The organism is Candidatus Protofrankia californiensis (genome assembly GCF_900634765.1).
Lineage (GTDB): Bacteria > Actinomycetota > Actinomycetes > Frankiales > Frankiaceae > Protofrankia > Protofrankia californiensis.
The window spans coordinates 1-21,426 of record NZ_CAAAFT010000247.1 but is presented as its reverse complement, the minus strand read 5'-3'; the positions used below and the strand labels follow the sequence as shown (position 1 = coordinate 21,426).

Annotated in this window: 21 protein-coding genes and 2 pseudogenes; 19 read left to right on the top strand and 4 right to left on the bottom strand. The window is 67.4% G+C overall.

Annotated elements, in window-relative coordinates; translation table 11 throughout:
* Positions 1–102: 102 nt before the first annotated feature.
* The 3 genes and pseudogenes from DD1DGNOD_RS13295 to DD1DGNOD_RS31190 form a co-directional block, all read left to right on the top strand.
* Positions 103–579, top strand: a pseudogene (locus tag DD1DGNOD_RS13295) (integrase core domain-containing protein); the annotation flags it as partial.
* Positions 580–1,890: 1,311 nt separating this feature from the next.
* Positions 1,891–2,409 carry a hypothetical protein gene (locus DD1DGNOD_RS13290; RefSeq protein WP_165036675.1) on the top strand — a complete coding sequence of 173 codons (519 nt, stop codon included), beginning with the start codon at positions 1,891–1,893 and terminating at the stop codon, positions 2,407–2,409.
* Between the two features lie 965 nt (positions 2,410–3,374).
* A pseudogene (locus DD1DGNOD_RS31190) lies at positions 3,375–3,513 on the top strand (IS6 family transposase); the annotation flags it as partial.
* A gap of 320 nt (positions 3,514–3,833) precedes the next feature.
* Here the strand turns inward: DD1DGNOD_RS31190 and DD1DGNOD_RS13280 are convergent.
* A complete protein-coding gene (locus tag DD1DGNOD_RS13280) occupies positions 3,834–4,913 on the bottom strand; it encodes an ADP-ribosylglycohydrolase family protein (protein ID WP_131770270.1) in 1,080 nt (359 codons plus the stop codon).
* 148 nt (positions 4,914–5,061) lie between these two features.
* Here DD1DGNOD_RS13280 and DD1DGNOD_RS28060 point away from each other — a divergent pair, with 148 nt between their 5' ends.
* From DD1DGNOD_RS28060 to DD1DGNOD_RS13250, 5 genes are all read left to right on the top strand, one after another.
* Entirely contained in the window at positions 5,062–5,298 is a 237-nt protein-coding gene (locus tag DD1DGNOD_RS28060) for a hypothetical protein (protein WP_206443154.1), read from the top strand.
* A gap of 134 nt (positions 5,299–5,432) precedes the next feature.
* On the top strand, positions 5,433–6,191 hold the full coding sequence (locus DD1DGNOD_RS13270) for an HNH endonuclease family protein (RefSeq protein ID WP_131770269.1): 759 nt from the start codon (positions 5,433–5,435) through the stop codon (positions 6,189–6,191).
* 527 nt (positions 6,192–6,718) lie between these two features.
* Entirely contained in the window at positions 6,719–7,378 is a 660-nt protein-coding gene (locus DD1DGNOD_RS13265) for an HNH endonuclease family protein (RefSeq protein WP_131770268.1), read from the top strand.
* Between the two features lie 916 nt (positions 7,379–8,294).
* On the top strand, positions 8,295–8,627 hold the full coding sequence (locus DD1DGNOD_RS13255) for a hypothetical protein (protein ID WP_131770267.1): 333 nt from the start codon (positions 8,295–8,297) through the stop codon (positions 8,625–8,627).
* 31 nt (positions 8,628–8,658) lie between these two features.
* On the top strand, positions 8,659–9,195 hold the full coding sequence (locus DD1DGNOD_RS13250; RefSeq protein WP_131770266.1) for a hypothetical protein: 537 nt from the start codon (positions 8,659–8,661) through the stop codon (positions 9,193–9,195).
* A gap of 354 nt (positions 9,196–9,549) precedes the next feature.
* Here DD1DGNOD_RS13250 and DD1DGNOD_RS26970 read toward each other — a convergent pair whose 3' ends face one another.
* The 3 genes from DD1DGNOD_RS26970 to DD1DGNOD_RS13235 all read right to left on the bottom strand — a co-directional run bounded on the left by DD1DGNOD_RS26970 (position 9,550) and on the right by DD1DGNOD_RS13235 (position 11,768).
* Positions 9,550–9,726, bottom strand: a complete 177-nt coding sequence (locus DD1DGNOD_RS26970) for a hypothetical protein (RefSeq protein WP_165036673.1) — start codon at positions 9,724–9,726, stop codon at positions 9,550–9,552.
* 86 nt (positions 9,727–9,812) lie between these two features.
* Entirely contained in the window at positions 9,813–10,370 is a 558-nt protein-coding gene (locus DD1DGNOD_RS13240; protein WP_131770264.1) for a GNAT family N-acetyltransferase, read from the bottom strand.
* A gap of 27 nt (positions 10,371–10,397) precedes the next feature.
* A complete protein-coding gene (locus tag DD1DGNOD_RS13235; RefSeq protein ID WP_131770263.1) occupies positions 10,398–11,768 on the bottom strand; it encodes a hypothetical protein in 1,371 nt (456 codons plus the stop codon).
* 353 nt (positions 11,769–12,121) lie between these two features.
* Between DD1DGNOD_RS13235 and DD1DGNOD_RS28055 the strand changes: the two genes are divergently transcribed.
* From DD1DGNOD_RS28055 to DD1DGNOD_RS13185, 11 genes are all read left to right on the top strand, one after another.
* Positions 12,122–12,862, top strand: coding sequence for a hypothetical protein (locus DD1DGNOD_RS28055; RefSeq protein WP_206443152.1), 741 nt, complete (start codon positions 12,122–12,124; stop codon positions 12,860–12,862).
* A gap of 3 nt (positions 12,863–12,865) precedes the next feature.
* Complete coding sequence (locus DD1DGNOD_RS13225) at positions 12,866–13,534, top strand: dTMP kinase (RefSeq protein ID WP_131770262.1); 669 nt, start codon at positions 12,866–12,868, stop codon at positions 13,532–13,534.
* Entirely contained in the window at positions 13,531–14,409 is an 879-nt protein-coding gene (locus tag DD1DGNOD_RS13220) for an isocitrate lyase/phosphoenolpyruvate mutase family protein (RefSeq protein WP_206443151.1), read from the top strand. Before DD1DGNOD_RS13225 ends, DD1DGNOD_RS13220 begins: the two co-directional genes overlap by 4 nt.
* Positions 14,410–14,517: 108 nt before the next feature.
* Positions 14,518–14,964, top strand: a complete 447-nt coding sequence (locus DD1DGNOD_RS13215) for an NUDIX domain-containing protein (RefSeq protein WP_206443150.1) — start codon at positions 14,518–14,520, stop codon at positions 14,962–14,964.
* Between the two features lie 2 nt (positions 14,965–14,966).
* Positions 14,967–15,644 (top strand): TylF/MycF/NovP-related O-methyltransferase, encoded by a 678-nt coding sequence (locus tag DD1DGNOD_RS13210; RefSeq protein WP_131770272.1) that lies wholly within the window; start codon positions 14,967–14,969, stop codon positions 15,642–15,644.
* Between the two features lie 6 nt (positions 15,645–15,650).
* Positions 15,651–16,571, top strand: a complete 921-nt coding sequence (locus DD1DGNOD_RS13205) for an NAD(P)-dependent oxidoreductase (protein WP_131770260.1) — start codon at positions 15,651–15,653, stop codon at positions 16,569–16,571.
* The gene (locus DD1DGNOD_RS13200) at positions 16,568–17,470 is read left to right on the top strand and encodes a hypothetical protein (protein WP_131770259.1); all 903 of its coding nucleotides are present in this window, start codon (positions 16,568–16,570) and stop codon (positions 17,468–17,470) included. The genes DD1DGNOD_RS13205 and DD1DGNOD_RS13200 overlap by 4 nt, the downstream gene beginning before the upstream one ends.
* 21 nt (positions 17,471–17,491) lie before the next feature.
* Complete coding sequence (locus DD1DGNOD_RS13195) at positions 17,492–19,378, top strand: radical SAM/SPASM domain-containing protein (RefSeq protein ID WP_131770258.1); 1,887 nt, start codon at positions 17,492–17,494, stop codon at positions 19,376–19,378.
* A complete protein-coding gene (locus DD1DGNOD_RS13190; protein ID WP_131770257.1) occupies positions 19,375–20,091 on the top strand; it encodes a 2OG-Fe(II) oxygenase in 717 nt (238 codons plus the stop codon). Before DD1DGNOD_RS13195 ends, DD1DGNOD_RS13190 begins: the two co-directional genes overlap by 4 nt.
* Positions 20,092–20,169: 78 nt before the next feature.
* Positions 20,170–20,331: a hypothetical protein gene (locus tag DD1DGNOD_RS26965; protein ID WP_165036671.1), complete on the top strand. Its 162-nt coding sequence runs from the start codon at positions 20,170–20,172 to the stop codon at positions 20,329–20,331.
* Between the two features lie 81 nt (positions 20,332–20,412).
* Complete coding sequence (locus DD1DGNOD_RS13185) at positions 20,413–21,327, top strand: aKG-HExxH-type peptide beta-hydroxylase (protein ID WP_131770256.1); 915 nt, start codon at positions 20,413–20,415, stop codon at positions 21,325–21,327.
* Positions 21,328–21,426 lie beyond the last annotated feature (99 nt).

The window sequence follows — 21,426 nt, the reverse complement described above, 5'->3', positions numbered from 1 at the left end:
ACCTCACTCTCCGCGCTCATGGCGCACTGGGGTGCCAGAAGTCGGCTTGGGCCTGTGAGCTGGGATGATGCGGTCGCGCGGCTGTCGGCATGATGGTCAGCTATGTCCATCCGCCTGCTCTATCTGATCTTCGTTCGGATGTGCGGCTGGCTGGTCCTACTCGGCCGTTCGTCGGCATCCAAGGACATCGAGTTGCTGGTGCTGCGGCACGAGGTCGCCGTGCTGCGCCGCACCCAGCCCAAGCCCCGGTGGGACTGGGCGGACCGGGCGGTACTCGCCGCACTGATCCGGCTCCTGCCCAGGGCACTGCGAGCGCACCGGCTGATCACCCCGGGAACCGTCCTACGGTGGCACCGCCGTCTGATCACACGGAAATGGACCCACCCGCAGCGGACGGGACGACCACCGGTCAGCACGGAGATCGCCACGCTGATCGAGCGGCTCGCGACCGAGAATACGATGTGGGGGTATCAGCGGATCCAAGGCGAGCTCCTCAAACTCGGCCACCGCGTCGGCGCCTCCACGATCCGCCGAGTCCTGAAGTCCCTGGGGATACCCCCGGCACCGAAGCGGCAGACCCACCGGAACCCGGTGAACTCCGAGACGGGAACCGGCGGACGGACGGCACGTCGACGCATCCGTCCACCATGCCTGACCAAGGATTCTGCGGATGCAACAGACCCAGCTAACCGCCCTCGTCGGCGTTGAGATGCAACATGACGATCCCATCGACGACGCAGAGCCTCCCGGTCGGCTGCGCCCGCCGGCCTTCGCGCAGAGTGACTCATTCTCGATCCGGTGAGCGACCACCGCGACGTAACCATCCGGGATTGTCGCGCCACAGTCGTTCGGTGGGTGTCATGGTCGGACGACAGCCAACTCCCGTCGGTGACGGGTATGTGAGACAAGGCAGCCCGACAGGTCGATCACGCCGATGGCGGGAACCTTGACATTGCGACTGACCAACCGTCAGGGTCGAGCCTCGGTTTATGCGATAGTTGTCGATCCTGGGTTCGTGAAGCACACGCCCTCCCGCGCTCGGCGGCGGCGTCAAGATCGATCGAAGGAAGGGCTGACTGTCATGACGCAACCGGTTCCTGATCCTGATGACACGGTCACGAGGGCTCGCGGGGAACATGTTGGCACGACTCCAGTCGAACCCGATCCCGAACCGGACCAAGCTACCGAGCGCCGGGGAGAAGATATCCTGGCCATTTCTGCGATTCACTTGTGGTCGACCGTCGAACGGAGGTTGCCGCAGTATGCCCGCACTGTGCTTGGCGCTCTAGCGGCCAGGCATGATCAGCGAATGACCTGGCCGGAGGAACCGGACACGGAGACGAAGGGGAGGGGTGAAGATCCTTACTATCCGAGTGGTCCAAGGGGCGGAACCGCCGCTGGCCAGCCGCTGGTCTCAGATCCCGCGCCAGGACGCACGTTCGTGCGCGGCGAGGATGTCATGATGGTCGAGTCCAACCGCGCCTACGCGTGACGACGCTCGACACGCGCAGCGTACTTCTCGTCGCACCTGAAGGTGATCTACACGCCCGAGCTGTGAGCCGATGCCTTGATGGGCTTGGCGTTACGCTTTGGCGTGCGGCCCTGAGCGATCTCGGTGGACAAGGATTCTCGGCTATTCCAGGCGTCGGAGTAGACTTTGGTTCGGAAGTTGTAGAGCATGGCTGGACCGTGTGGTGGCGACGATTGGGAAGGCTTCCACGACTGGGTGCGAGGCCAGAAGAGCAGGCTCTCGCTCAGGACGAAGCACTCGCGGCCTTCGTTGGTAGTCTTCTTTCCTTGGACTTGAGATGGGTCGATGACACGGCCGCCGTGGATCGCGCTGAACATACAATTCTACAACTAGCCGTCGCGAGCCGGGTGGGAGCGCCGGTGCCAGAAACGCTTGCAACCAATAGTCCTGAATCGGCGAGAGACTTCCTGATGCGGTTTCCTGTCATTGCAAAGTCCGTGAGTAGTGGTGTCGGGCTCGCGCCACATCCCGACCAGATTGATGAATCTGTTATTCCCCTTCTGGTCGGTGCCCCCACGGTGTTGCAGCGCATGGTAGTGGCTTCGGCGGATCTGAGGGTAGTAACGGTCGGTCGGCGCGCATGGATATGGCGCAGAGAGCGTGTAGAGGGGGCGCCTATCGACTGGCGGCTCTCCGATCCGACGGGTAGCGGCTTTCGTTACTCGCGATTCGAAGAACTTGAGGACTTGGCCATATCGGTAACGGCGGAGCTCGGGTTGACGACATCAGTACAGGATTGGGCTCTAGACAAGGATAGCCTACCATGGTTCCTGGAAGCGAATCCGGTCGGTCAATGGCTGTTTCTTGAGGGCGCGGAGGAGACGGTAGCTCCAGCGGTGGCTGCATATCTTGCCAACGTCGACAGAGGAATGAGTTGACTTCGCCGTCATGGACGAGGTGGGAGCGAGTCTGGGCGTGGATTCTTGGAAGACTCGGTGCCGACGTTACAGATCCTCCCGTCGGTACGCCCAGATGGCCAAATGGCCGGCAAGGGTTTCTCTGGGACTTGGCGCCCGCTCGAATCGTTCCCAGCAGGGACGGCCTTGTGCCTCCCGAGACACCCGTTCCTTCCTGGATTGCGGTCGCAACCGAGGCCGATCTCGATGACCTTATTGAGATCCAGCGCCAAAGAGCGGAATCCGCGCACACAGCGGCCGCCACAACCGAGGGGAAGGCTTCACGGCTACTCACACCAACGATTGCACTGCTTGCCGGAATGGTCGCAATTTCAGCCTATGAGCTTCGCGTGTCGGCGAATGCTGTCCATATCGGATCGCGAATCTTGCTAGCTTGCGCCGTGTTACCAGCGTTGGCTGCCGTCGTTTATCTCCTCCTATGTGCAATACGCGCACTCGACACGGATACAAGAGTGGGAATCTACGGTAATGTTACAGGGTACCGTCGCGCGGCGGGAGGGAAACGTGCTCACCTAGAGGACCAGTACAAGGCGGCCGTGCTCGCCGAGTGGACGTCGAAGAGGAAGGCGTCCCGCTTGATGGATGCTCGCGCCGCCTTCTCGCGCGCGCTTATTGCCGTCGCGCTTGCTCTCGTAATAGGAGCCGTTACAACGGCGCTTCGCTCCTGAACCATTTAGCAGACGGATGCCTCGCCTGCCAGTCCGCTCGCAGACACTCGAGAAAGGCTGAAGCGTCCTAACACTCATCTGCCATTCCCGCAGGGAGATCGATCCGGCAATCATACGTTCGGTCATCGATGTCCTGACCTGCGGCTGGGCTGGCACTGCCGCAAACACCGCCGGTAGTACGGACACAGGCACTGTTGCATTGGCGAAGTCCGCCATCTCGACTGCCGATCAGTCATGATCGAATGATGCGCTGACGTCGTGTCCGTTCACCGGTCCCAGCCTCTCAAGTTCACCGGGTTCCGCTTCCCGCCCGAGGGGAAGCGTGCTGGCGGTCCGCTGGTACCTGCGCTACGCGCTGTCGTACCGGGACGTCGAGGAGCTCCTCGACGAGCGTGGCCGGCACTGTTGCGTTCGCCGATTACCGGCGATCTTGACCGTAGATCTTCTCGTCGACGAGGCTAATGTGACCGAATCACGGCGGCTTCAGACGCCCCGGAATGACTTTGGAGGGCGTCTCCACCGGAAGATTTGCGGTCGAGATCGGCTGATCCTGACGGATGCAACAGTGCCGCAACAGGCACTGCTCAGCACCGGCGCCGACCCACCGCCCGAACCCGCCACGTCGATCATCCGATATAATCGCCTCGGTGGGCTCATCCACGAATACCGGCAGGCCGCATGGCCCGAATCCAATTTTCGGGCACCCCCCACAGGCTCTCAGTTCTTCAACCTCTCCATACTCCTCCCGTGCAGAAGCAGCGCCTTTTGCCGCAATGCATCGGCTGAAACAGGATGCATCACCGAGAGCCACCTCTCTGGGATGCTGTCAACTCCATACAACGCCCCCGCCATCGCCCCGACGGTAGCGCCATAGGTATCGGTATCCGGGCCGCTGTACCCATACCCCCAGCGCTCTACCGGGGACCAGGCATGAGGATTCACGGCGGCTACCACAGTATCCTCGAACGAATCATTATTCATCAGCGCTTCGAGAACGATACCGAGCGTGGTAGACACGCCTCCGGCGTATGCGAAGTCGGTATTCACAGCCGCCACGGCCTTTTCAAACGTCCGGAGATACCGGGCTCTTACAAAATCAATAACCTCGCCCTTCGGATGGCCTTCGGCGAAACGGCCCACCATCTGGCTTGCCAGCTGGCACGCTGCCACACACTCGTCGTACGCATGGGTGACCAGCGAAAGATCTCGCGCCGCCACGTCAATATCCTCAAGGTCACCACTGAAGTAGAGTCCGATCGGATAGGTCCGCATCAATGACCCGTTACTCGGGACCGCCCTCATCGAAAAGGCGGTTTCATGATCCCGACCTTGATACATGACTTCACCCATGTCGATGGCCGCCTGGCCTGACCGCCGCCAATCCACCCCTTTTTCTGCCAGCATCAGACTCAAGGCGGTGGTCCCGCCGAGTCCCTTACCCGAACCTCCGTCATACCACTGGACGAGCCTGGCAGTTATGTCCGCCATCTCAAACGCGCCGAGGGTGTTGACGCTGTCGATGACGCATATCGCCTGCGCGGTGTCGTCGGTCTGCTCCCCGTACGCCCAAAAACCTGCCGACTCGAGTACTTCCTTCACCACACCCTGATGCTCATCATGAATGAAACGCACAAGCCTGTGCAGCGGCAGCATAAAATCTGGGTTCAGCGCCTGTGACAACATCACATCAGAAGGACGGAGACTCAGGTCGAGGCCTTCATGAGGAGCACCCAGAACATCGCCCGCCGCAGCCCCGAGTACCGCTCCCATATACCGCGCCTCAGAAGAGACCTTCATATTACTCTCACTGTACCGCGGGCGCTTTGCGCAGTCGTCGCCTGAGCGGTTCCGGGCCGCTGCCGAAGCATCCGCCAGAGCCGCTCAGGTCGCGTCGTAGCGGGCACGAACGGCCATCACCGCGGGCATGCGCTCTTCGACGAACTCGATGAACTCTTTGAGCCTGTCGGTGGTCCGCCAGCCGAGCGGGGTGGCTGTACTCGACGTGCGGGGTCAGTCGCGCCTCGCGGTGAACCAGACCGTCGTGTTCCGGGACCCGCAGGATCTGGGCGAGCAGGCACAGTTGCATTCGCCGATCACCGATGGTCGTGACCACAGATCTTCCCGTCAACGGAGCTCACGTGACCGCCGTACGAAGGCGTCAGACTCCCCGGAACGACTTTGAAGGACGCCTCCACGGAAGATCGACAGCCAAGATTGACTAGTCCTGACAGATGCACCAGTGCCCACGCCTTCGAGCACCGATGTCCCCCGACATCCACCCCAGCGTCCAGTCCGTTCATGAGAACGTATGGGGTCATGCCGGGCAGAGCAGGTCGGACGCGGACGAGAAGGGTCCGCCCGCGGGCGGTGGCCGCCGCCGTGGTGGCCCTTGCCGTGCTGGGCGGGGCCTGCGGGGAGACGGTCCCGGCAGGGCGCCCCGAGCCAACCGGCCCGCCCGCGCACACCCCGCTCCCCGACGGCATCATCAGCCCGGACGGGGCCGCGGGCCGGTCGCTGCGGGCCGCGATCACCGACCTGCCCGTGACGGCCGAGAACCGCACCGGCTACACCCGCGAGACGTTCGAGCACTGGGTGGACGCCGACACCGACGGCTGTACCACCCGCTCCGAGGTGCTGATCGCCGAAGCGGTCACCGCCCCGTCGGTCGGCGCCGGCTGCCGACTCACCGGGGGAGCCTGGCGGTCCTACTACGACGATGCGACCTGGACCAACCCCACCGACCTCGACATCGACCATCTCGTGCCGCTGGCCGAGGCCTGGGACTCCGGCGCCTCGACCTGGACCGACGCCCAACGCCGCGCCTACGCCAACGACCTCGACGACCCCCGCTCCCTGGTCGCGGTCACCGACCGGCTCAACCAGGCCAAAGGCGACAAAGACCCGGCCGCATGGATGCCCCCGGCCACCGACGCGCGCTGCCGCTACCTGACCGAATGGGTCGCGGTGAAGATCCGCTGGCGGCTCGCCGTCGACACCACGGAGAAAACCGCGCTCACCTCCCACGCCGCCACCTGCCCGGAGACAACCCTCACCGTCACCGCCGCTCTCGCCTAACCAATAGGCCCTGACGGCAGGCGTTCGCGGGAGAACATCCGCCGCGGCCACCACGAACAGGGAAGGGACACCGGACCGCGGGATCGGCTGATGGCCGCCTTCACCGAAACCCACCCCGACCATCTGATCAACAGTCGGTGCGAGCCGACCTGCGCCGACCCCCGATAACGCATCAGCACCCGAGAACGACGCGCAGACCATCGACTACCCCACGCGCCCGAAGAACAGCAGCGACAACTCCGACCCCAGCCACTTCCCCACAAAACAGATCATGATGGGGTCGTCGCCTACAGACCTCGACCGCACCCTCTTATCGTAGGCGGCACGTGTCGGCCATGGATTCCCCGGCGAGCACAACCCGTCCTGGACCACGACCCGATGACGAACTATTGACGGGACGACAAACCGGTGGCGGACAGGCCGAAATCTTCCGGTGGACGTCGCTCGCCGGTCAGATACCGACAGCTGAACAATCACCTGCCCAGTGGACGGTTAACGGGCTCATTTCCCCACCCCGAGGAGGAGCCGTGTTCCGTCCCCCTGCCCTGTCGCGCCGCCGTTGGGCCGGCCTGACCGGCGCGGCGCTGACCGCCGTCGCGTTGTCGGTGACACTGACAACCCCGGCGTCGGCAACCCCGCCCAACATTCCCAGTAAAGCGACCGCGCAGGCCGAACTCAACGCGCTGACCGTGGCCGCCGAGGGCAGCATGACCGGTTATTCGCGGGACCTGTTCCCGCACTGGATCACGATTTCCGGCAGCTGCAACACCCGGGAAACCGTCCTCAAGCGGGACGGCGCGAACGTCATCGTCGATGGGTCCTGCTACCCGACCTCCGGTTCCTGGTACAGCCCGTATGACGGCGCCACCTGGTACAGCCCGGCCGATATCGACATCGACCACGTGGTGCCGCTGGCCGAAGCCTGGCGGTCGGGGGCCAGCAGCTGGACCACCAGCAAACGTCAGAGTTTTGCTAACGACTTGTCCTATCCGCAGCTCATCGCGGTCACCGATAACGTTAACCAATCCAAAGGTGACCAGGACCCCTCCACCTGGCAGCCGCCGCGCTCAGCGTACCGGTGCACCTACTCGAAGATGTGGATCCGGTCGAAGTACCACTGGGGGCTGCGGCTCCAGACCGCGGAGAAATCCGCGCTGCAGAGCATGCTCAACACCTGCTCCTCATGACCATCTCATGACCGTATGAGCGAACTCCGGTCCCCGTGCACCGCCCCGCCCGGCGGGGTGTGGACCGACGAGGTCGGCACGATCACCGGCGCGCTCGAACTGCGCACGGTCTGCACCGACGACGGAGATGTCGTCGCGCGGGTGCGCTACGCCAGGAGTCCTGGACTGGTACACCGTCCGCGGCGGCCGGACCCGCCTCCACGACCCACGCGATCATCAGGCGGTGCACGAGCTCCTGGTGAACGCGCTCCCCCGCCCCTACGACTGAACGATCTCGATCATCGAACAACGCCCACGATCCTGCCTGGTTCCCCGCACGCCGGGGAACCAGGCCAGCCCGAAGGATGACGAGCTCCCTTCCGCGTCAGCGTCAGTCGGCACTGGTGCATCCGCCAGAACCAGCCGATCGTGACCGTGAATCTTCCGGTGAAGACGTCCTCCAAAACCGTTCCAGGACGTCTGAAACCTCCGTGAGGCGGTCGCATGAGCCCCGTCGAAGAAGACTCACGGTCAAGATCGTCGGTAGTCGGCGAACGCAGCAGTGCCCCTGGCGGCGCAGGACTGCCAGCTGGTGGCGGAGCAGGATCTCGGCGTCCTTCGACGCCGTACCGCGGGCCAGGAGCGCCAGCCAGCCCACGAGCCGGGAGAACACAAGGTAGATCAGCCGAATCGCCATGGTTGTGATCGTCTACCGGACGTATCCGCGTCTGACGGGACCCGCGGCCAGCGGACCACATGAGGACGCCAGCCGTGCGCGACCTTGGTCGTGGTCCGGTACGACCAAGAAGATCATCGGTAATGGTCATCTGACGGCGAGAAGTCCTGGTCAAAGCCCACGGACGTCCTGTCGGGCCCCGACACGTGCCCGTGCGGCAACCGGGCCGACATCGACGGCTTCGCCCCGATCGAGGAGACGGTGCACGAGGTGGAGCTGACGGTGCCGGCGGGGCGCACCGGCTGCTCCTGCCGCGTCGCCTGCGGACCGGTCACCGACAGGGGCACCTTCCGGGTCGTGCGGCGCATCGACCGCGAAGGCCTGTCCGTCCCTGCCGGCGCTATGCCCATACCGGACACCCGGCCAGTGCTGGGCACGCTCGTCTCGTCCCCCGGACGGGTGGGGCGCCCGCCCGGGATACTGACCATGACCACCCCCGGCACGGAGACGATGCGCAGATGGGTGCACGGCAACAGATCGATCCGCGGCTGCGGGCCGCCGCCGTGTACCGGCGACGGCGCCGTGCAGTCCTGATCGGTGTCTACGTCCTGCTGCTGCTCCCCGCGTGCGCGCTGTGCGTCCCCTGCTGCGAGCGGACACCGGCCGTACCCGCCTCGTGCTGGTCCTAGGGGTTGCCGTGAGCGTGCTTGCCGCCGGCCTCGCCAGTCACGTCCTCCACGGCCGGTACGGCCAGTATGTGCTGGACCGCCTTCCGGTTACCACAGCCACCCGGCGGCTCGCCTACCACACGCCGCGCCTGCACGCGCTCGCGTATGAACCCGCATATTCCCGGTCGGGGCTGGACAGTCTCGGGGCGGCTGTCACGATCCTGGAGGCAACCGCCCACGCCGCCCGCCGCCTCCGCCTCGGCGAGGACACCCTTCCCAGCCTGGTCGGAGATGACCTGGCCACCTACGCCGCCGCCTCAGCTGACGACCTCCTCGACCAGCTGTTGACCGGAATCGCGGCCCTCACCGCGGGGATGGCCGCGCTCACCCCCGCCCGCACCGACACCGACGACGACCCCCCAGGCTTTGCCGACCGCACCAACACGGGCACCACCACGCTGCTGGCCGACCTTTTCGCAGTCCCACGAGCCTGACCGCCGCAGCCGACACCGTGCTCGTGCTCGCTCAGCTCGCCATCACCCCGCGGTGACCTCGCCACGCTGGCGTCCCGAGCCGCCGGACCACGATGAACACCGACAGCCCGCCGATCAACAAGTTCTACCTGCCCGCCCTGGTCCGCACGGTCGCAGGCACCCCCAGCCAGCCGTGGACCGACCGGGCCCTCGACGAAGCCGCCACCACCGACCCCGTCCAGCTCATACACGTCTTCACCATCGCCAGAACCACCGCGATCAAACACGTCGCCGCCGTCCACCCGGACCGGTGTGCCCTCAACCCAACCCGCCCTGAACCCGGGCCATGTCCCCTGCGGGCAGGCGCGCGGCGTTTTAGGCCAGGTCGGCGGACTCGTAGGTGACGGTGACCGGCAGATGGTCCGACACCGCCTTCGCAAGGTCGGTGTGGGTCACCTCCAGCCTGCGCAGTGCGGGCACGACCTCGCCTGTCACCCGAATCCCGTCGATGCGCCGCGCGCCGAACGGATTGCTGTCCGGCCAGTGGCCCACAGCCGGCTTTCATAGTGGGCCTGTTGCGTTCGGTGGAGGCAAGGCATGCCAGGCCCCGCCGAAGCGGTGATCAGACCCCTCGAACGTCACGGGCTAGATTCCGGCGCCAGCAGCATCGCGTCGTACGTCGGGGATTCCGGGGCGTGCTTGATACGCCCCATGATCTCGTAACCCCAACGCAGGTAGGCGCTGTGCGCTGGTTCGTTGTCGATGACGCAGGTCAGCGTGGTCCAGGGTTCACTGCGCCGGGCGATGACGGCGTCATGCAACTGACGGCCGATGCCCTGACTGGTTGCGGCCAGGCGGACCATGAGCTCGCGCAGCCAGAAGATCTTTCCGGCCTCGGCCGCAGCACGGGCTGCTCCTGGTCGGGCCTCACCGAGAGAGAGCCACCAGGGCATGTCGGCAGACAGGGTGACTCCGTGGACATAACCGACGAGCCGGCCGTCGATGCGGGCGGTGACGGTTTCGAAGCCACCCATATCCAGTGCGGCGTAGAGGCGATCGGCATAGGCATCGATGGAGAAGAACGGATCACCCGCGTACGGCGGCACGCCGTAAACCTCGGCATAGACGTCGACGAGTTCGTCGACAATGGCCTTCGCCGCGTGTGCATCATGGTGCCGCAGGCCGATGTCCGCCACGGTGGTGGGCCCCCTTTTCTTTCACTGTCAGGCGGTGTACTGGGTGAGCCGCTCGGCCATCTCTCTGGCTGGGGCATGGGTCCGGTGGAGAGTGAGGCCGTTGCGGACGAGTACGAGCTGCTTCATGTTGCGGGTGGAGCTCATGCCGCCGTCAACCAGCCGCAGTGATTCCTCGGCGGCGGCCACGGTGTGGTCGAGATCACGGTTCTGCAGGGCCGCATAAGCCAGCCGGGCCAGACACATCCCGCGATTGCGGGAGTGCTCGATGTCCTGGAGTTCGGCGGAGCGGTCCAGTAGTTTCACGGACTGGTTGTGCTGGCCGAGGTCAAGGCGGCACATGCCTTCCAGACAGGTGAGTTCAGCCTCGTTGAGGAATCCGGTCCAGTCCGGGTCGCGCTGGCTGGGGCCGTGGTCGAAGTGGGTCCAGGCACGTTTGATCGCGCTTCCGGCGGAGACCTCGTCGCCGAGCCGCGCATGGCCCTGGGCTTCGCGGATGGCCAGCAGGGCCGCGACCCGCGGCGGGGCGGACCATTCGGCGGCGTGGGCCTGAGCGATGCGTGCGAAGCGCACGGCTTCGCGAGCCTTGCCCAGGTCCACGGACTGGCGGGCCATGTTGGACAGGGTGCGGGTGGCCAGGGCATCGTCGCCGGCGAGCATCGCGGTGTTGAGCGCCTCGGAGAAGTACACCCTGGCCTCGGTCTGCTGGTCGGCGTCGTAGCAGAACCAGCCCAGTGAGGTGGTCAGCTGGCCGGTGATGCTGTGTAGTTCCTGGCCGATGACATCGGTGTAGGTGCCTTGGTCGATCAGATGGTGGAGCCACAGCAGTTGGGCGCGGGCCGATCGCCACAGCCGGTCACCACCGAAACGCTGGTCGATGGCGTCCAGGTCGACGGCTGCGGACCGCAACAGTTCCACTTCCTCACTGCCGACCCGGAGCTCTGCGTCGCCCGGCACGGCGGAGGCAGTGGGGGACATCCAGGGCAGCGGGCCGCCGACGGCGGCCAGTCCGAGGGCGGTTGTCCCGGTGGTGAGGGCTTGACGGCGGTTCACGGCTGCGTGCTTCTCGTTATCTGGGCGTGTGCCGGTGGCGGGTGGGATGGGCTCGATGACGGATAGGACGGGACGGGGCGCTCCGGGCGGGGTGAAGCCCAGATCGGTGATCGGCCTGCCGTAGAACCGTTCTAGCAATTTGCGGTGGTCCGGGTGGGGCCATGGCGGTGTCGGGCTCTCCCAGCGCCGGTACTGCCGGGGACTGACCGAGGTACGGCGGGTGATCTCCCCGGCTTCGTGCATCTGCTCGGCGAGCGTGGTAAGGGCCTGCGCGTTCTGCTCCTGTGTGAGGTTCGCACGCTGCCGTTCCCGCTTCAGGTGGTGGTTCCCGCGCTGCGTCTCGGTCATGCGTGCTCCCGGATTCCTGACACCTATTCACCCACCGTAGCGGGAGTCGCGCCACTGGTGGGAGTCGTAGGCCAGATCGACGGGCCGCTGAAGCGGAAACGGCCGCCAAAAGGCCGCTACAGGACCGTCTCTGGGCCGGCGGCGGGCCGTTGGATGACCTGGGCACTGCGACGGGAAAGCGGTGTCCTAGAAGAACCCCTTTCCGTGGATGGTCGCCTCCGCTCGCGGAAGTCTTCGGAATATGAACACGCCATGAATCCGGAACGTAATCAAACGGATACCCTTCCTGGATCCCGGGCCGCTGGGCCCGGCCCGCTCCCGATGTCCTGACCTTGCGTACCGAAGGAGACCGTGTGTCCTCTCCACCTGCCGGATCGCTGACCCTGCACGATGCGTGGGAGGCCCTCGCGGGCGGCCTGCACATCCAGCGCCTCGCCCTGCACCTGGAGGAATGGCGGGATGTCGTCAACAGCCCGCTGTCACCCGGCGGGCTGTTCACCGAGGCGACCCCAGCCATACTGGCCGTCCGCCCGGAGCGAGTTGCTGACCCGCAGGCCCGGGCTGAGATCGGTGGCGCTGGTCTGTCGGCCTGGGTCGATCTGCCCGACCGGTACGGTGCCGGTGACGGTGTGGCTGGCCCCTTGGCCGCTGTGGGGCGGGATATCGCCGGGCTGCTGCTTGACGGCGTGACGGACGCTCCCAGCCGCGGAGCGGTGATCGCGGTGTGCGCGGCCTCTGCCTGGTGGGTCGGGGTTTTCGCGACCATCCGCCACCTCGGGGTCCACCACCTCACCCTGGAGCCGGTTGCTGACGAGATCGGCCTGGACGTCCTGCGCACCGCCACACGCACCGTGGTATTGGGCACCGCGACCCGGGTGCTCCAGCACCGGCTGCGTACCGCATCGGTCGATGACACCGTGCGCCTGGCGTACTGCCGTGCGGTCACCGAGGGCATCGTGCGCGAGAACGCGATGCCCTCGCTGCTGGACGCGCTGGGTGAGCTGCGGCTGGTTGACCTGGTGGCCACCTCGGTTCCGTGGCGCGGGCGGTTCACCAAGTACGCCGGGGGCACCGGCGCCGGGCAGGTGGAGTAGCCGATGAGCCGCTATCCTTTCATTGTCGTCGAGGGCCTGGATGGCACCGGCAAGACCACGCTGCGCAAGGGCCTGTTCCGGCTCTTCGAGGGCCTCTACAAGGTCACGCCGCTGGCGGTGCTGACCGCGAACTTCCTCGACGCCTCCGTAGCGGCGGATCTGGTGGCCGGCAAGTACCGGCCCACTACGGACAACCGGGACCGGTACCTGGCGGCGCTGGCCGCCGATAAGCACGCCACTTCCACGCAGCTGATCAGTCCCTCTCTTCCCGGCCGTCCGATCATCGCCGACCGGTGGCTGCTGTCGGAACTGGCGTTCTTCGCCGTCAGGCACAGCATGCCGCCCAAGGACACATATGCCGTCCTCGCCCAGGACACCACTGTCGTCCCTGATCTGACCTTTGTCCTGGACATCACCCCTGAGGCCGCAATGGAACGCGCCGCGGCCCGTTCCGGGGACGCCACCCGACTCGACTGGGATGTGCTGGAGGTCCAGGCCAGGGTCCGGGAGGTCTACCGCGGTGTGACCGCCGCCCCTGCAGCCTTCCCGGCGCTGGGCCCGGTGGTGCGGATCGATGCCGCCCAGGATCGCGCAACCGTGCTGCACGCCGCCTGGCGTGCGTTGGAAGAACACCGTCTGCTGACCGGTCTCACTCCCGGAGGAGCAACGTGATCATCAATGTCGATGAGACCATAGCCTCCTCGTTCCGGCAAAATCTCGCCCGGGCCGCCTCGACGCGGCAGCCGCTGCGGGCGGTCGGTGCCACCAGTGCTGCTGCCGCCCGGGTCGCCGCCGAGGCGGGATTCGACGCCCTGTGGGTGTCGGGCCTGGAGGTGTCCACGGCTCTCGGGGTGCCGGACGAGAACGTGCTGGGCCCCAGGGATCTGGCCGATGTCGTCGTGGCTCTGGGACGCACCGTTCCGCTGCCGGTGATTGTGGATGTCGACAACGCCGGCGGGGCTGCGGCCACCGCCCGCCGGTTCGCCGGCGACCTCACCCGGGCCGGAGCCGCCGCGCTGTGCCTGGAGGACAGTGCCTACCCCAAGTGCAACTCCTTCTCCGTGCACCGCTCCCAGCGGCTCGCCCCGGTCGAGCTGCTATGCGACCAGCTCGCCGCCATGCGCGGCGCTGCCGGTCCGGACACGCTTCTGATCGCCCGCACCGAAGCGCTGATCTGCGGCGGCAGCCTGGCCGAGGCGTTGGAGCGGGCGAGTGTGTATGCGGCGGCCGGGGCGGACGCGGTCCTGGTGCACTCCAAGGACTCCACCGGTGCTCAGGCTCTGGGCACCGCTGCCGCCTGGGCGGAACCGGTGCCGCTGGTGACCGTGCCCACCGCCTTCCCGCAGCTGGGCTTACAGCAGCTCGGCCAGGCCGGCTTCGCCCTGGCCATCTACGCCAACCAGCTCTCCCGCGCCGCGCTGGCCGCGATGCGCATGGCCGCCGATGCCTTCCGTGCCACCGGCTCCTTCACCGGGCCCGGTGTGGACCTCGCCGACGTCGGTGACCTGCTGCGGGTTGCCGATCCGGCTGCCCGCGCCTGCCTGTAACACCTGCGTTCGACCGCACCGCCCGCTCCGCCGTTTCAGGCCCGCCTGAGGGCGGGCCCCGACGAGGGAAGGAAGCACCGCGCAATGACACCTCTGCCCCGGATCAGCGTGTCGGTCAAGGCCGCGATCGTCCACGATGAGCGCATCTTGCTGATGTCCTACGACGACCACTCCGGCTTCCACTACAACCTCCCCGGCGGCAAGGCCGTCGCCGGGGAGCCCTTGCGCGACGCGGTTTCGCGCAAGGTGGAAGAGGAGACCGGCCTGCGTGTACGGGCTTCCCGGCTGCTGTTCGTCGTGGAGTACGTCCCCGAGCAGTACAACAGCGAGTTCGGCAACGTCCACAAGACCCAGCATAATTTCCTCGCCGAACTTCTCGATGGCAACACCACCCTGCGCGCCTCCGATCCGCCGGACCCGGTCCAGCGTGGCTTCGAGTGGGTGCCGTTGAAGGAATTGCCGGACAAGTATCTGCTGCCGCGCGTCAACCAGCAGATCCTCACCGCGCTGGCCGCCGATCCGGCCGACCGCGACGTCCTGGTGGACCGGTGGTGACCATGCCCATCGACGCTGCCGGCTCGGCCCTGCGCGAGCTGCACGCCTGGCTGCTGGAATGCCACAGCGACACCGTGGATGCCGACCGGCTGCTCGCTCTCCGCGCGGAGATCGAACGCCTCGCCACCGACCACATCCCCGGCGCGGTTATCGAACTTGGCTGCTATCAGGGTGCGACGGCTCTGTGGATGCGTGCCGTTCTGGACATCACCGGACAGCGCGACCGGCCGGTGCACGTCTACGACTCCTTCCAGGGACTGCCCGAGCCAGGCCCGCGCGACCCCGACCTCTTCCCGCCCGGCTTTCTGCGCGCCGCTCCCGAGCAGGTCCTGGCTCTGCACGACCGCTGGGGCTGTACCCCGCCAGCCATCCACCCCGGCTGGTTCGCCGACACCCTGCCCGGCCAGCTTCCCGAGCAGGTGGCCTTGGCCTACCTGGACGGCGACTACTACAACACCATCCGCACCTGCCTGGCTGCCTGCGTCCCCCGGCTCGCCCCCGGCGGGATTCTGATCATCGACGACTACGCCGATCCGGAGATCAACCCCAAGGCGTGGAACGGCCTGCCCGGCGTCAAGGCCGCGTGCGACGACTACTTCGGATCCCCGTCCCCGCTTCAGGTCCTCTTCGGCGACGGCGACCTGGCCTTCGGCCGCTACATCGCCCCCGGGAACAGGTGAGGTGCCATGCCTGCCATCGTGGCCGTCCGCGGCTCCGCGGACCTGAATTTGCTCGGCAAGGCGGTACCCGGCGCCGCCGTACACGAGATCCACACCCTGGAGGAAGCCGACCCCGAACAGGCACGGACCGCCGACGTACTCGTGCTGCGCTCCGGCGTGCGGTTAGGTGCTGCCCAGCTGCCCGACTGGCCCGCGCTGCGGCACGTTATACGGGCGGGCTCCGGTTTGGACGGCATCGACACCAGCGCGCTCGCAGCTCGCGGCATCGCCCTGCACCGCAATACCGGGCCGGCCGCCTACGCGGTCGCTGAATGGGCGCTCGTCGCCCTGCTGTCGCTGGCCCGCCGCATCCCATACGGGCAGGCCGCCCTCGCCGCCGGCGAGCACGCGAAGACGGCCTGCCTGACAGAGCCGGTCTCCCGGATGCGGCTGGCGATCTGGGGCGCCGGGCCGGTCGGCCGGGCGTGCGGACGGCTGCTGCGCCCCCACGTACGCGAGCTCGCGTACGCCGCCCGGCCCAGCGTCCCCGCACACCTTCCCCAGCGGCCTGCGGACACGCTCCCCGCCTGGGCCGATTCCCACCTCGTGGCTCTGCCACTCGGTCCTCAGACCATGCGGCTCTTCGGCGGCGGATTCCTCTCGGCAGCCCGGCACCGCAGTCCGCTGCTGATCTGCGTTGGACGGCTCGGCACCTTGGACCTTCCCGCCTGTCTGGAGGCCCTGGCCTGCGGGGACCTGAGCGGATTGGCCCTGGACCCGATCGACCAAGACGACCTCGCTCTGCTACCGACCGGCGGGCCGCCGCTGAACCTGCTGGCGACCCCGCACATCGGCGCCCAGCGCACCGATGTGCGCTCCGCCCTTGACGCCTGGGTGGCCTCCACCGCCCACCGCGTGCTCACCCCCACGGGAAGCCAGGCGCGATGACGCCATACCTCAACAAGCGGCTGCAGATCGCCCAACAGGCCGCGGCCGACCTCGCCGACGACCATCCCGGGGCCCAGATATGGCTAGTGGGCGCGGTCGCCGAGCACTTGGCCCACGCGCACAGCGACATCGACCTCCTGCTTATCGTGCCCACCGGACCGCTGCCGCCCCTGCACTCCCGCCTGATGGACGGCGTCCGCGTCGACCCCACAACGGTTACCAGCGACACCGTGGGCCGCCTGCGAAGCCTGCTCGGTTCCTTTGCCGTGACCCGCGAGGACATCGAGGTCTTCCGGACCGTCCGCGCCCGGCTGGCCGACCTCACCCTGCTGCGGACCGCCCTCGCCTTTAGCGACGGTGCCTTTGCACCGGTGCTGTCGGCCGCCGAACGCACCGGCTACCTGCGGTGGGCGCTGGCCGACCGGGCCGAAGCCGCCGCCAGCTTGGCCGAGGACCTCGTCGGACTGGCCGAGGCGGCCCTGCACCCTCACGCAGACGTCGTCTGGGACCGGCTCGCCGTGACGCTGGCGGCAGCCGAAGCGGTGGCGGCCGGAGCACCGCTGCTAGGCGCGAAGTGGCTGCCGAGCCTGCTGACCCGCGCCGAGCACACCGCGACCGGTCACCGCCGGATCCCCTCGCTGCCCACACCTCATTGGCCCGATGCCGCCTCCCCATGGTTCGCCCCCGCGCAAGTCCGCCTCGCCAACGCACTACTGAGCTGCTGGCCGACCGAAGCCGCCCCCGACCCCTCCTGGCAGAAGGACCTATCCGGCTTCGGGTGGCTTCCGCAGCGGTATGCCGACGGCTGGTTCCTGCGCCGCGGCGACGTCCGCGTCCCGCTCTCCGACGGCCAGCTGATCGCCTGGCGCGACGCGGCCGCGAAGCAACCCCACCCATGACCCCTCGATGAGGAAGACCCCATGCCGTACCCCCTCACCACCTCTGTGCCCTCCGCCGACAGTCCAGACGCCTTATGGCTGCCCCTGGAAGCCACTACCTCCGACACCGCCGTCTCGGTGATCCTCAAGTTGCGCGGCGAAACCTGTGACATCGACTGCCTGTACTGCTTCGAAAAACGCAAGGAAGCACCCGGCGGTGCCGCGATCACCCCCAGCCAGGTCCGCCGTCTCAGCCGGATCTTCGGCGAGCGGCCACTGGCCGTCGAACTTCACGGCGGTGAACCGCTGACCATCGGCCGCACCGCGATGGCCGCTCTCCTCGACGAACTCGCCGCCCAGCCCACGGTGACCCGGGTCCAGCTGCAGACCAACGGCCTGCGTCTGGACGAGCAGTGGCTGGACCTGTTCGAGGCGCACTACCCGACGCTCACCATCGGAATCTCCCTGGACGGCGACGAACACGGCAACTCCTGGCGCGTCGGCTACGACGGCCAGCCCGTCTACCCGCGCATCACCGCTTCCCTGGACCTCCTCGCCGCACGCAGCCGCACCTGCGGGATCGTCACCGCGGTCACTCCCGCTGTCCTGGGCCGCGCGCAGGAGGTCATCGACCACATTGCCTCCTTCACGGCGGTGCGGGCCATCAACCTCGTGCCCGCCTTTGACGCCACCATCGTGCGGACCACTGCCTCCGCCGGCCGCCGCCCGACCGCCAGTCGGCTCCTGCAGCAGCAGGCCGTCACCCGAACCGGCCCGGCCTGGGCGGTCACCCCACGCGAGTATGCCGACTTCACCGTCGCCGCCACCGCCCGCTGGATCGCCGCCGGGCACTTCCAGCGGATCAAGCTCGACCCGGCTGTCGCCACGATCCGCCGCCTGCGCGGGCTTGACACCGCCCACTGCCATTTCTCCACCCTCAAGTGCTCCCATGTCTTCACCGCCTACCCCGACGGCCGCCTCGGCTCCTGCGACGAACTCCCCTGGCCCGAAGCGCACCTCCTGCCCCTGACTGCAGCGCACACCGAGGCCGACATCACCGCTGCCCAGGACCGCAGCCCGCTGTTGGCCGGCGGCCAGGAACTGATGGCCAAGTGCACCGCGTGCCCCTACCGCGCCACGTGCGGCGGCGGCTGCACCGCCACCCGCTGGCGGATGTACCAGGCCACCGGCAACGACGACGCGTACTGCGACCACCGCGCCCGCATCATCGACGGCATCGCCGCCCTGCTCGCCGCCCCCGACCAGCCGGCCACAGCCACCTGCGAGCGGGCCCGCTGGCGCCCCCGCATCCCCAACGAGATGCACGACGCCGACGCCTTCCTAGCCCGCTGGGACGATCCGGCCGCGCCACGCGGCCCGGCCCGTCTGCACACCAGCGACCACGGAAACATCAACAGCATCGGTCTGCCCGACATCCACCCAGCCGACGACCTCGACCCGCTCCACCCCCGCTGGCGCGAGAGCATCGAACCTGGCGTCTGGCCCCTGGTGGACACCCTCACCACCAGATGGCAGGCCGTCACCTACGACAGCTGCCAAGGCCACCACTACGCCGGCACCGACATCGACCCCGCCGCCTACCGTGTGGGCCTGCTGCCCCGGAACCGCGCCGAGTACGCAGCCCTGGCCGCCCGACTGTGCCGCACGATCGCCAACGCCGAAGGCTATCTGCCCCGCACCGTGACCTCCCAGCTCGCTCACACCGACCTCACCAGTACCGCGACCGGCGCCCGGCACCCGGTCCTCGAAATCAGCCTCATCCCCACCACCGGCACTCCGTGGTGCGACTACTTCGCCGACCTCGACCAGGCCGCCCGCGTTCTCACCCACGCCGCCCGCCACACCGATCCCGACGGCGGGTGCGGCTGCGCCCTCCGCCCGCCCCGATCCGGCATGGAGGAACGGTGATCCACATCGCCGAGACCCTGAACATCGGCAGTATCGAAGGTTTCCTCACCCCCGGGGAAATGCGCGAACTCACCGCTGTGATGGACGCGGCCCTCGCCGACGACGGCTCACGCCGCTACGACACCGAGCGCACCTCCACTCTGCACTCCATCCCCGGCCACACCCCTCGGCAGGCCATGGACATCTATGAGCCCGCCGGCCGCCTGGAAACCCAGGAGCTACCCCAACGAGCCGTCACGCTGCTGGCTGCCGCCGTCGAGCGCGCCACACCCGCCCTGAAGCGGGCCATGCCGGTGCTGACCGCCTGCCGGGAATGGATGTACGTCGAGTACGGGCCCGGCCAGCACATCACCCCACACCTCGACGGCATCGCTCCTGACCCCACCATCTGGCCCCGGCAGATCGCGGGCATCAGCGTTGCGCTGGAACGCGCCGAAGACGGCGGCGAGTTCTTCGTCGAGACCACCTCCGCCGACGCCCTGTGGAGCCCCCAGCACCCGGGCGACGGTTACCACCAGCCGATGGCGTTCGCACGCGACGGAGCCGATCACTCCGCCGACTGGTTCCGCACTCTGCCGCGCACCCGCTGGCACGTCACACCACAACCAGGCACCGCGCTGCTCTACGGCTCCCAGCTCACCCACGGCACCGAACCCGTCCGCCAAGGCCGGGAACGCAAGTTCATCAGCTGGCTCATCAGCGAAAACGGCTGAGCCCCCATGCCCATCCGCAACCGAGGACCCCCGGAAAACGACCAACCAGCCCGTCAATCCATCCCCACGGAGGAGAGCATGACCACGAACGACCCGTTCAGCGAATTCCTCGCCACCGTGAAGGGTCTGCGCGACGACAGCGCCGTCCGCGTCTGCGCCCACACCTCCAGCGTCTGCGCCGACGCCTGGACCGAACCGTCCCCGACCGGCGAGACGACACCGGAAACCAGCACCCGCTGACCCCGAAGCACAACGCAAACCCGGTGCCGGAACCTTCGAAGCCCGGCACCGGGTTTGCGTACCGAAGAGGAACTATCCGCCATGAGCGACATCACCACAGCCCTGCGCCTCGACGCCATCACCACGCTTCAGACCACCCGGACCACGGCGATCTATCCCGCCCTCCAGCCCGACAGCACCTATCCGACCCAGGCCCCTGAACGCGTGCCTTTGGACTACGCGCTCGCCTATCACCTCCTGGAAGGCGCCGCAGCCGCCGCCCGCAGCTGTGACGCCGAAACCCTGGACTGGTACCGCGCGGGCCCCTCCCGAAACTGGTCCTACCTCACCACGGCAACCCGTCTCGGCCCGCGCGTCGTCCTCGCCCCGACCCCGGAGCAGATGATCCGCACCCCGCTGTCCGAAACCCCGTACTACGTCATCGGCCCTCGCACGTCCGTCGCCCCAGACGACCTCGCCGCACTGGCCAGCAGCGCGTTCACGCACACCGCCGACGCCGGACTGGGATCGCTGATCTCCGCCCACGCGGCCGTGGTCTGTCTGACCGGCCACCGCCGCCCCTACCAGGTCCTGCGCAACTTCAGCATCACCCGCCTGCCCGCCACTGTCTTCACCGATCACATCGGCGACTCACGCGTCCTGGGCCGGGAACTCGTTCACGAAGCCGCGCACAACTGGCTCAACGACGCGCTCACCGCGCTCCAGATCACCATCCCCGACGAGCAGGTGTTCTTCTCGCCCTGGCGGGACACCGAGCGCCCGGCCTTCGGCTTCCTCCACGCCTGCTTCGCGTTCCCGCTCAGCATGGTGTACGCCGCCCGCATACTCCCCTCGGCCGCCGGCACCACCCGCACCGTGCTGGCCGACCACCTCAGCCAGCAACGCGCCCACCTCACGCGTGCCGAGCACGACTTCACCCAGGCGCTGGGCCTCGTCCCCAACGAGACCCTGCGGCACCGACTGGAGACCGTCTACCAGCACGCCCGGGCGCTGTAACACCGCCCCCGCATCAGCTCTCTCCCCAGGTGTTGCCCGGCGTTGAAAATGGGACTGTTTCAAGATCGGTGTTTCCGGCCCGACACGCCGGGCCCAGGT

Bases quoted from the DNA above. Each gene is read 5' to 3' on its own strand.
- DD1DGNOD_RS13280 (WP_131770270.1), bottom strand. From the start codon at position 4,913: ATGAAGGTCTCTTCTGAGGCGCGGTATATGGGAGCGGTACTCGGGGCT.
- DD1DGNOD_RS28060 (WP_206443154.1), top strand. From the start codon at position 5,062: ATGAACTCTTTGAGCCTGTCGGTGGTCCGCCAGCCGAGCGGGGTGGCT.
- DD1DGNOD_RS13270 (WP_131770269.1), top strand. From the start codon at position 5,433: ATGCCGGGCAGAGCAGGTCGGACGCGGACGAGAAGGGTCCGCCCGCGG.
- DD1DGNOD_RS13235 (WP_131770263.1), bottom strand. From the start codon at position 11,768: ATGACCGAGACGCAGCGCGGGAACCACCACCTGAAGCGGGAACGGCAG.
- DD1DGNOD_RS13225 (WP_131770262.1), top strand. From the start codon at position 12,866: ATGAGCCGCTATCCTTTCATTGTCGTCGAGGGCCTGGATGGCACCGGC.
- DD1DGNOD_RS13210 (WP_131770272.1), top strand. From the start codon at position 14,967: ATGCCCATCGACGCTGCCGGCTCGGCCCTGCGCGAGCTGCACGCCTGG.
- DD1DGNOD_RS13205 (WP_131770260.1), top strand. From the start codon at position 15,651: ATGCCTGCCATCGTGGCCGTCCGCGGCTCCGCGGACCTGAATTTGCTC.
- DD1DGNOD_RS13200 (WP_131770259.1), top strand. From the start codon at position 16,568: ATGACGCCATACCTCAACAAGCGGCTGCAGATCGCCCAACAGGCCGCG.
- DD1DGNOD_RS13195 (WP_131770258.1), top strand. From the start codon at position 17,492: ATGCCGTACCCCCTCACCACCTCTGTGCCCTCCGCCGACAGTCCAGAC.
- DD1DGNOD_RS26965 (WP_165036671.1), top strand. From the start codon at position 20,170: ATGACCACGAACGACCCGTTCAGCGAATTCCTCGCCACCGTGAAGGGT.
- DD1DGNOD_RS13185 (WP_131770256.1), top strand. From the start codon at position 20,413: ATGAGCGACATCACCACAGCCCTGCGCCTCGACGCCATCACCACGCTT.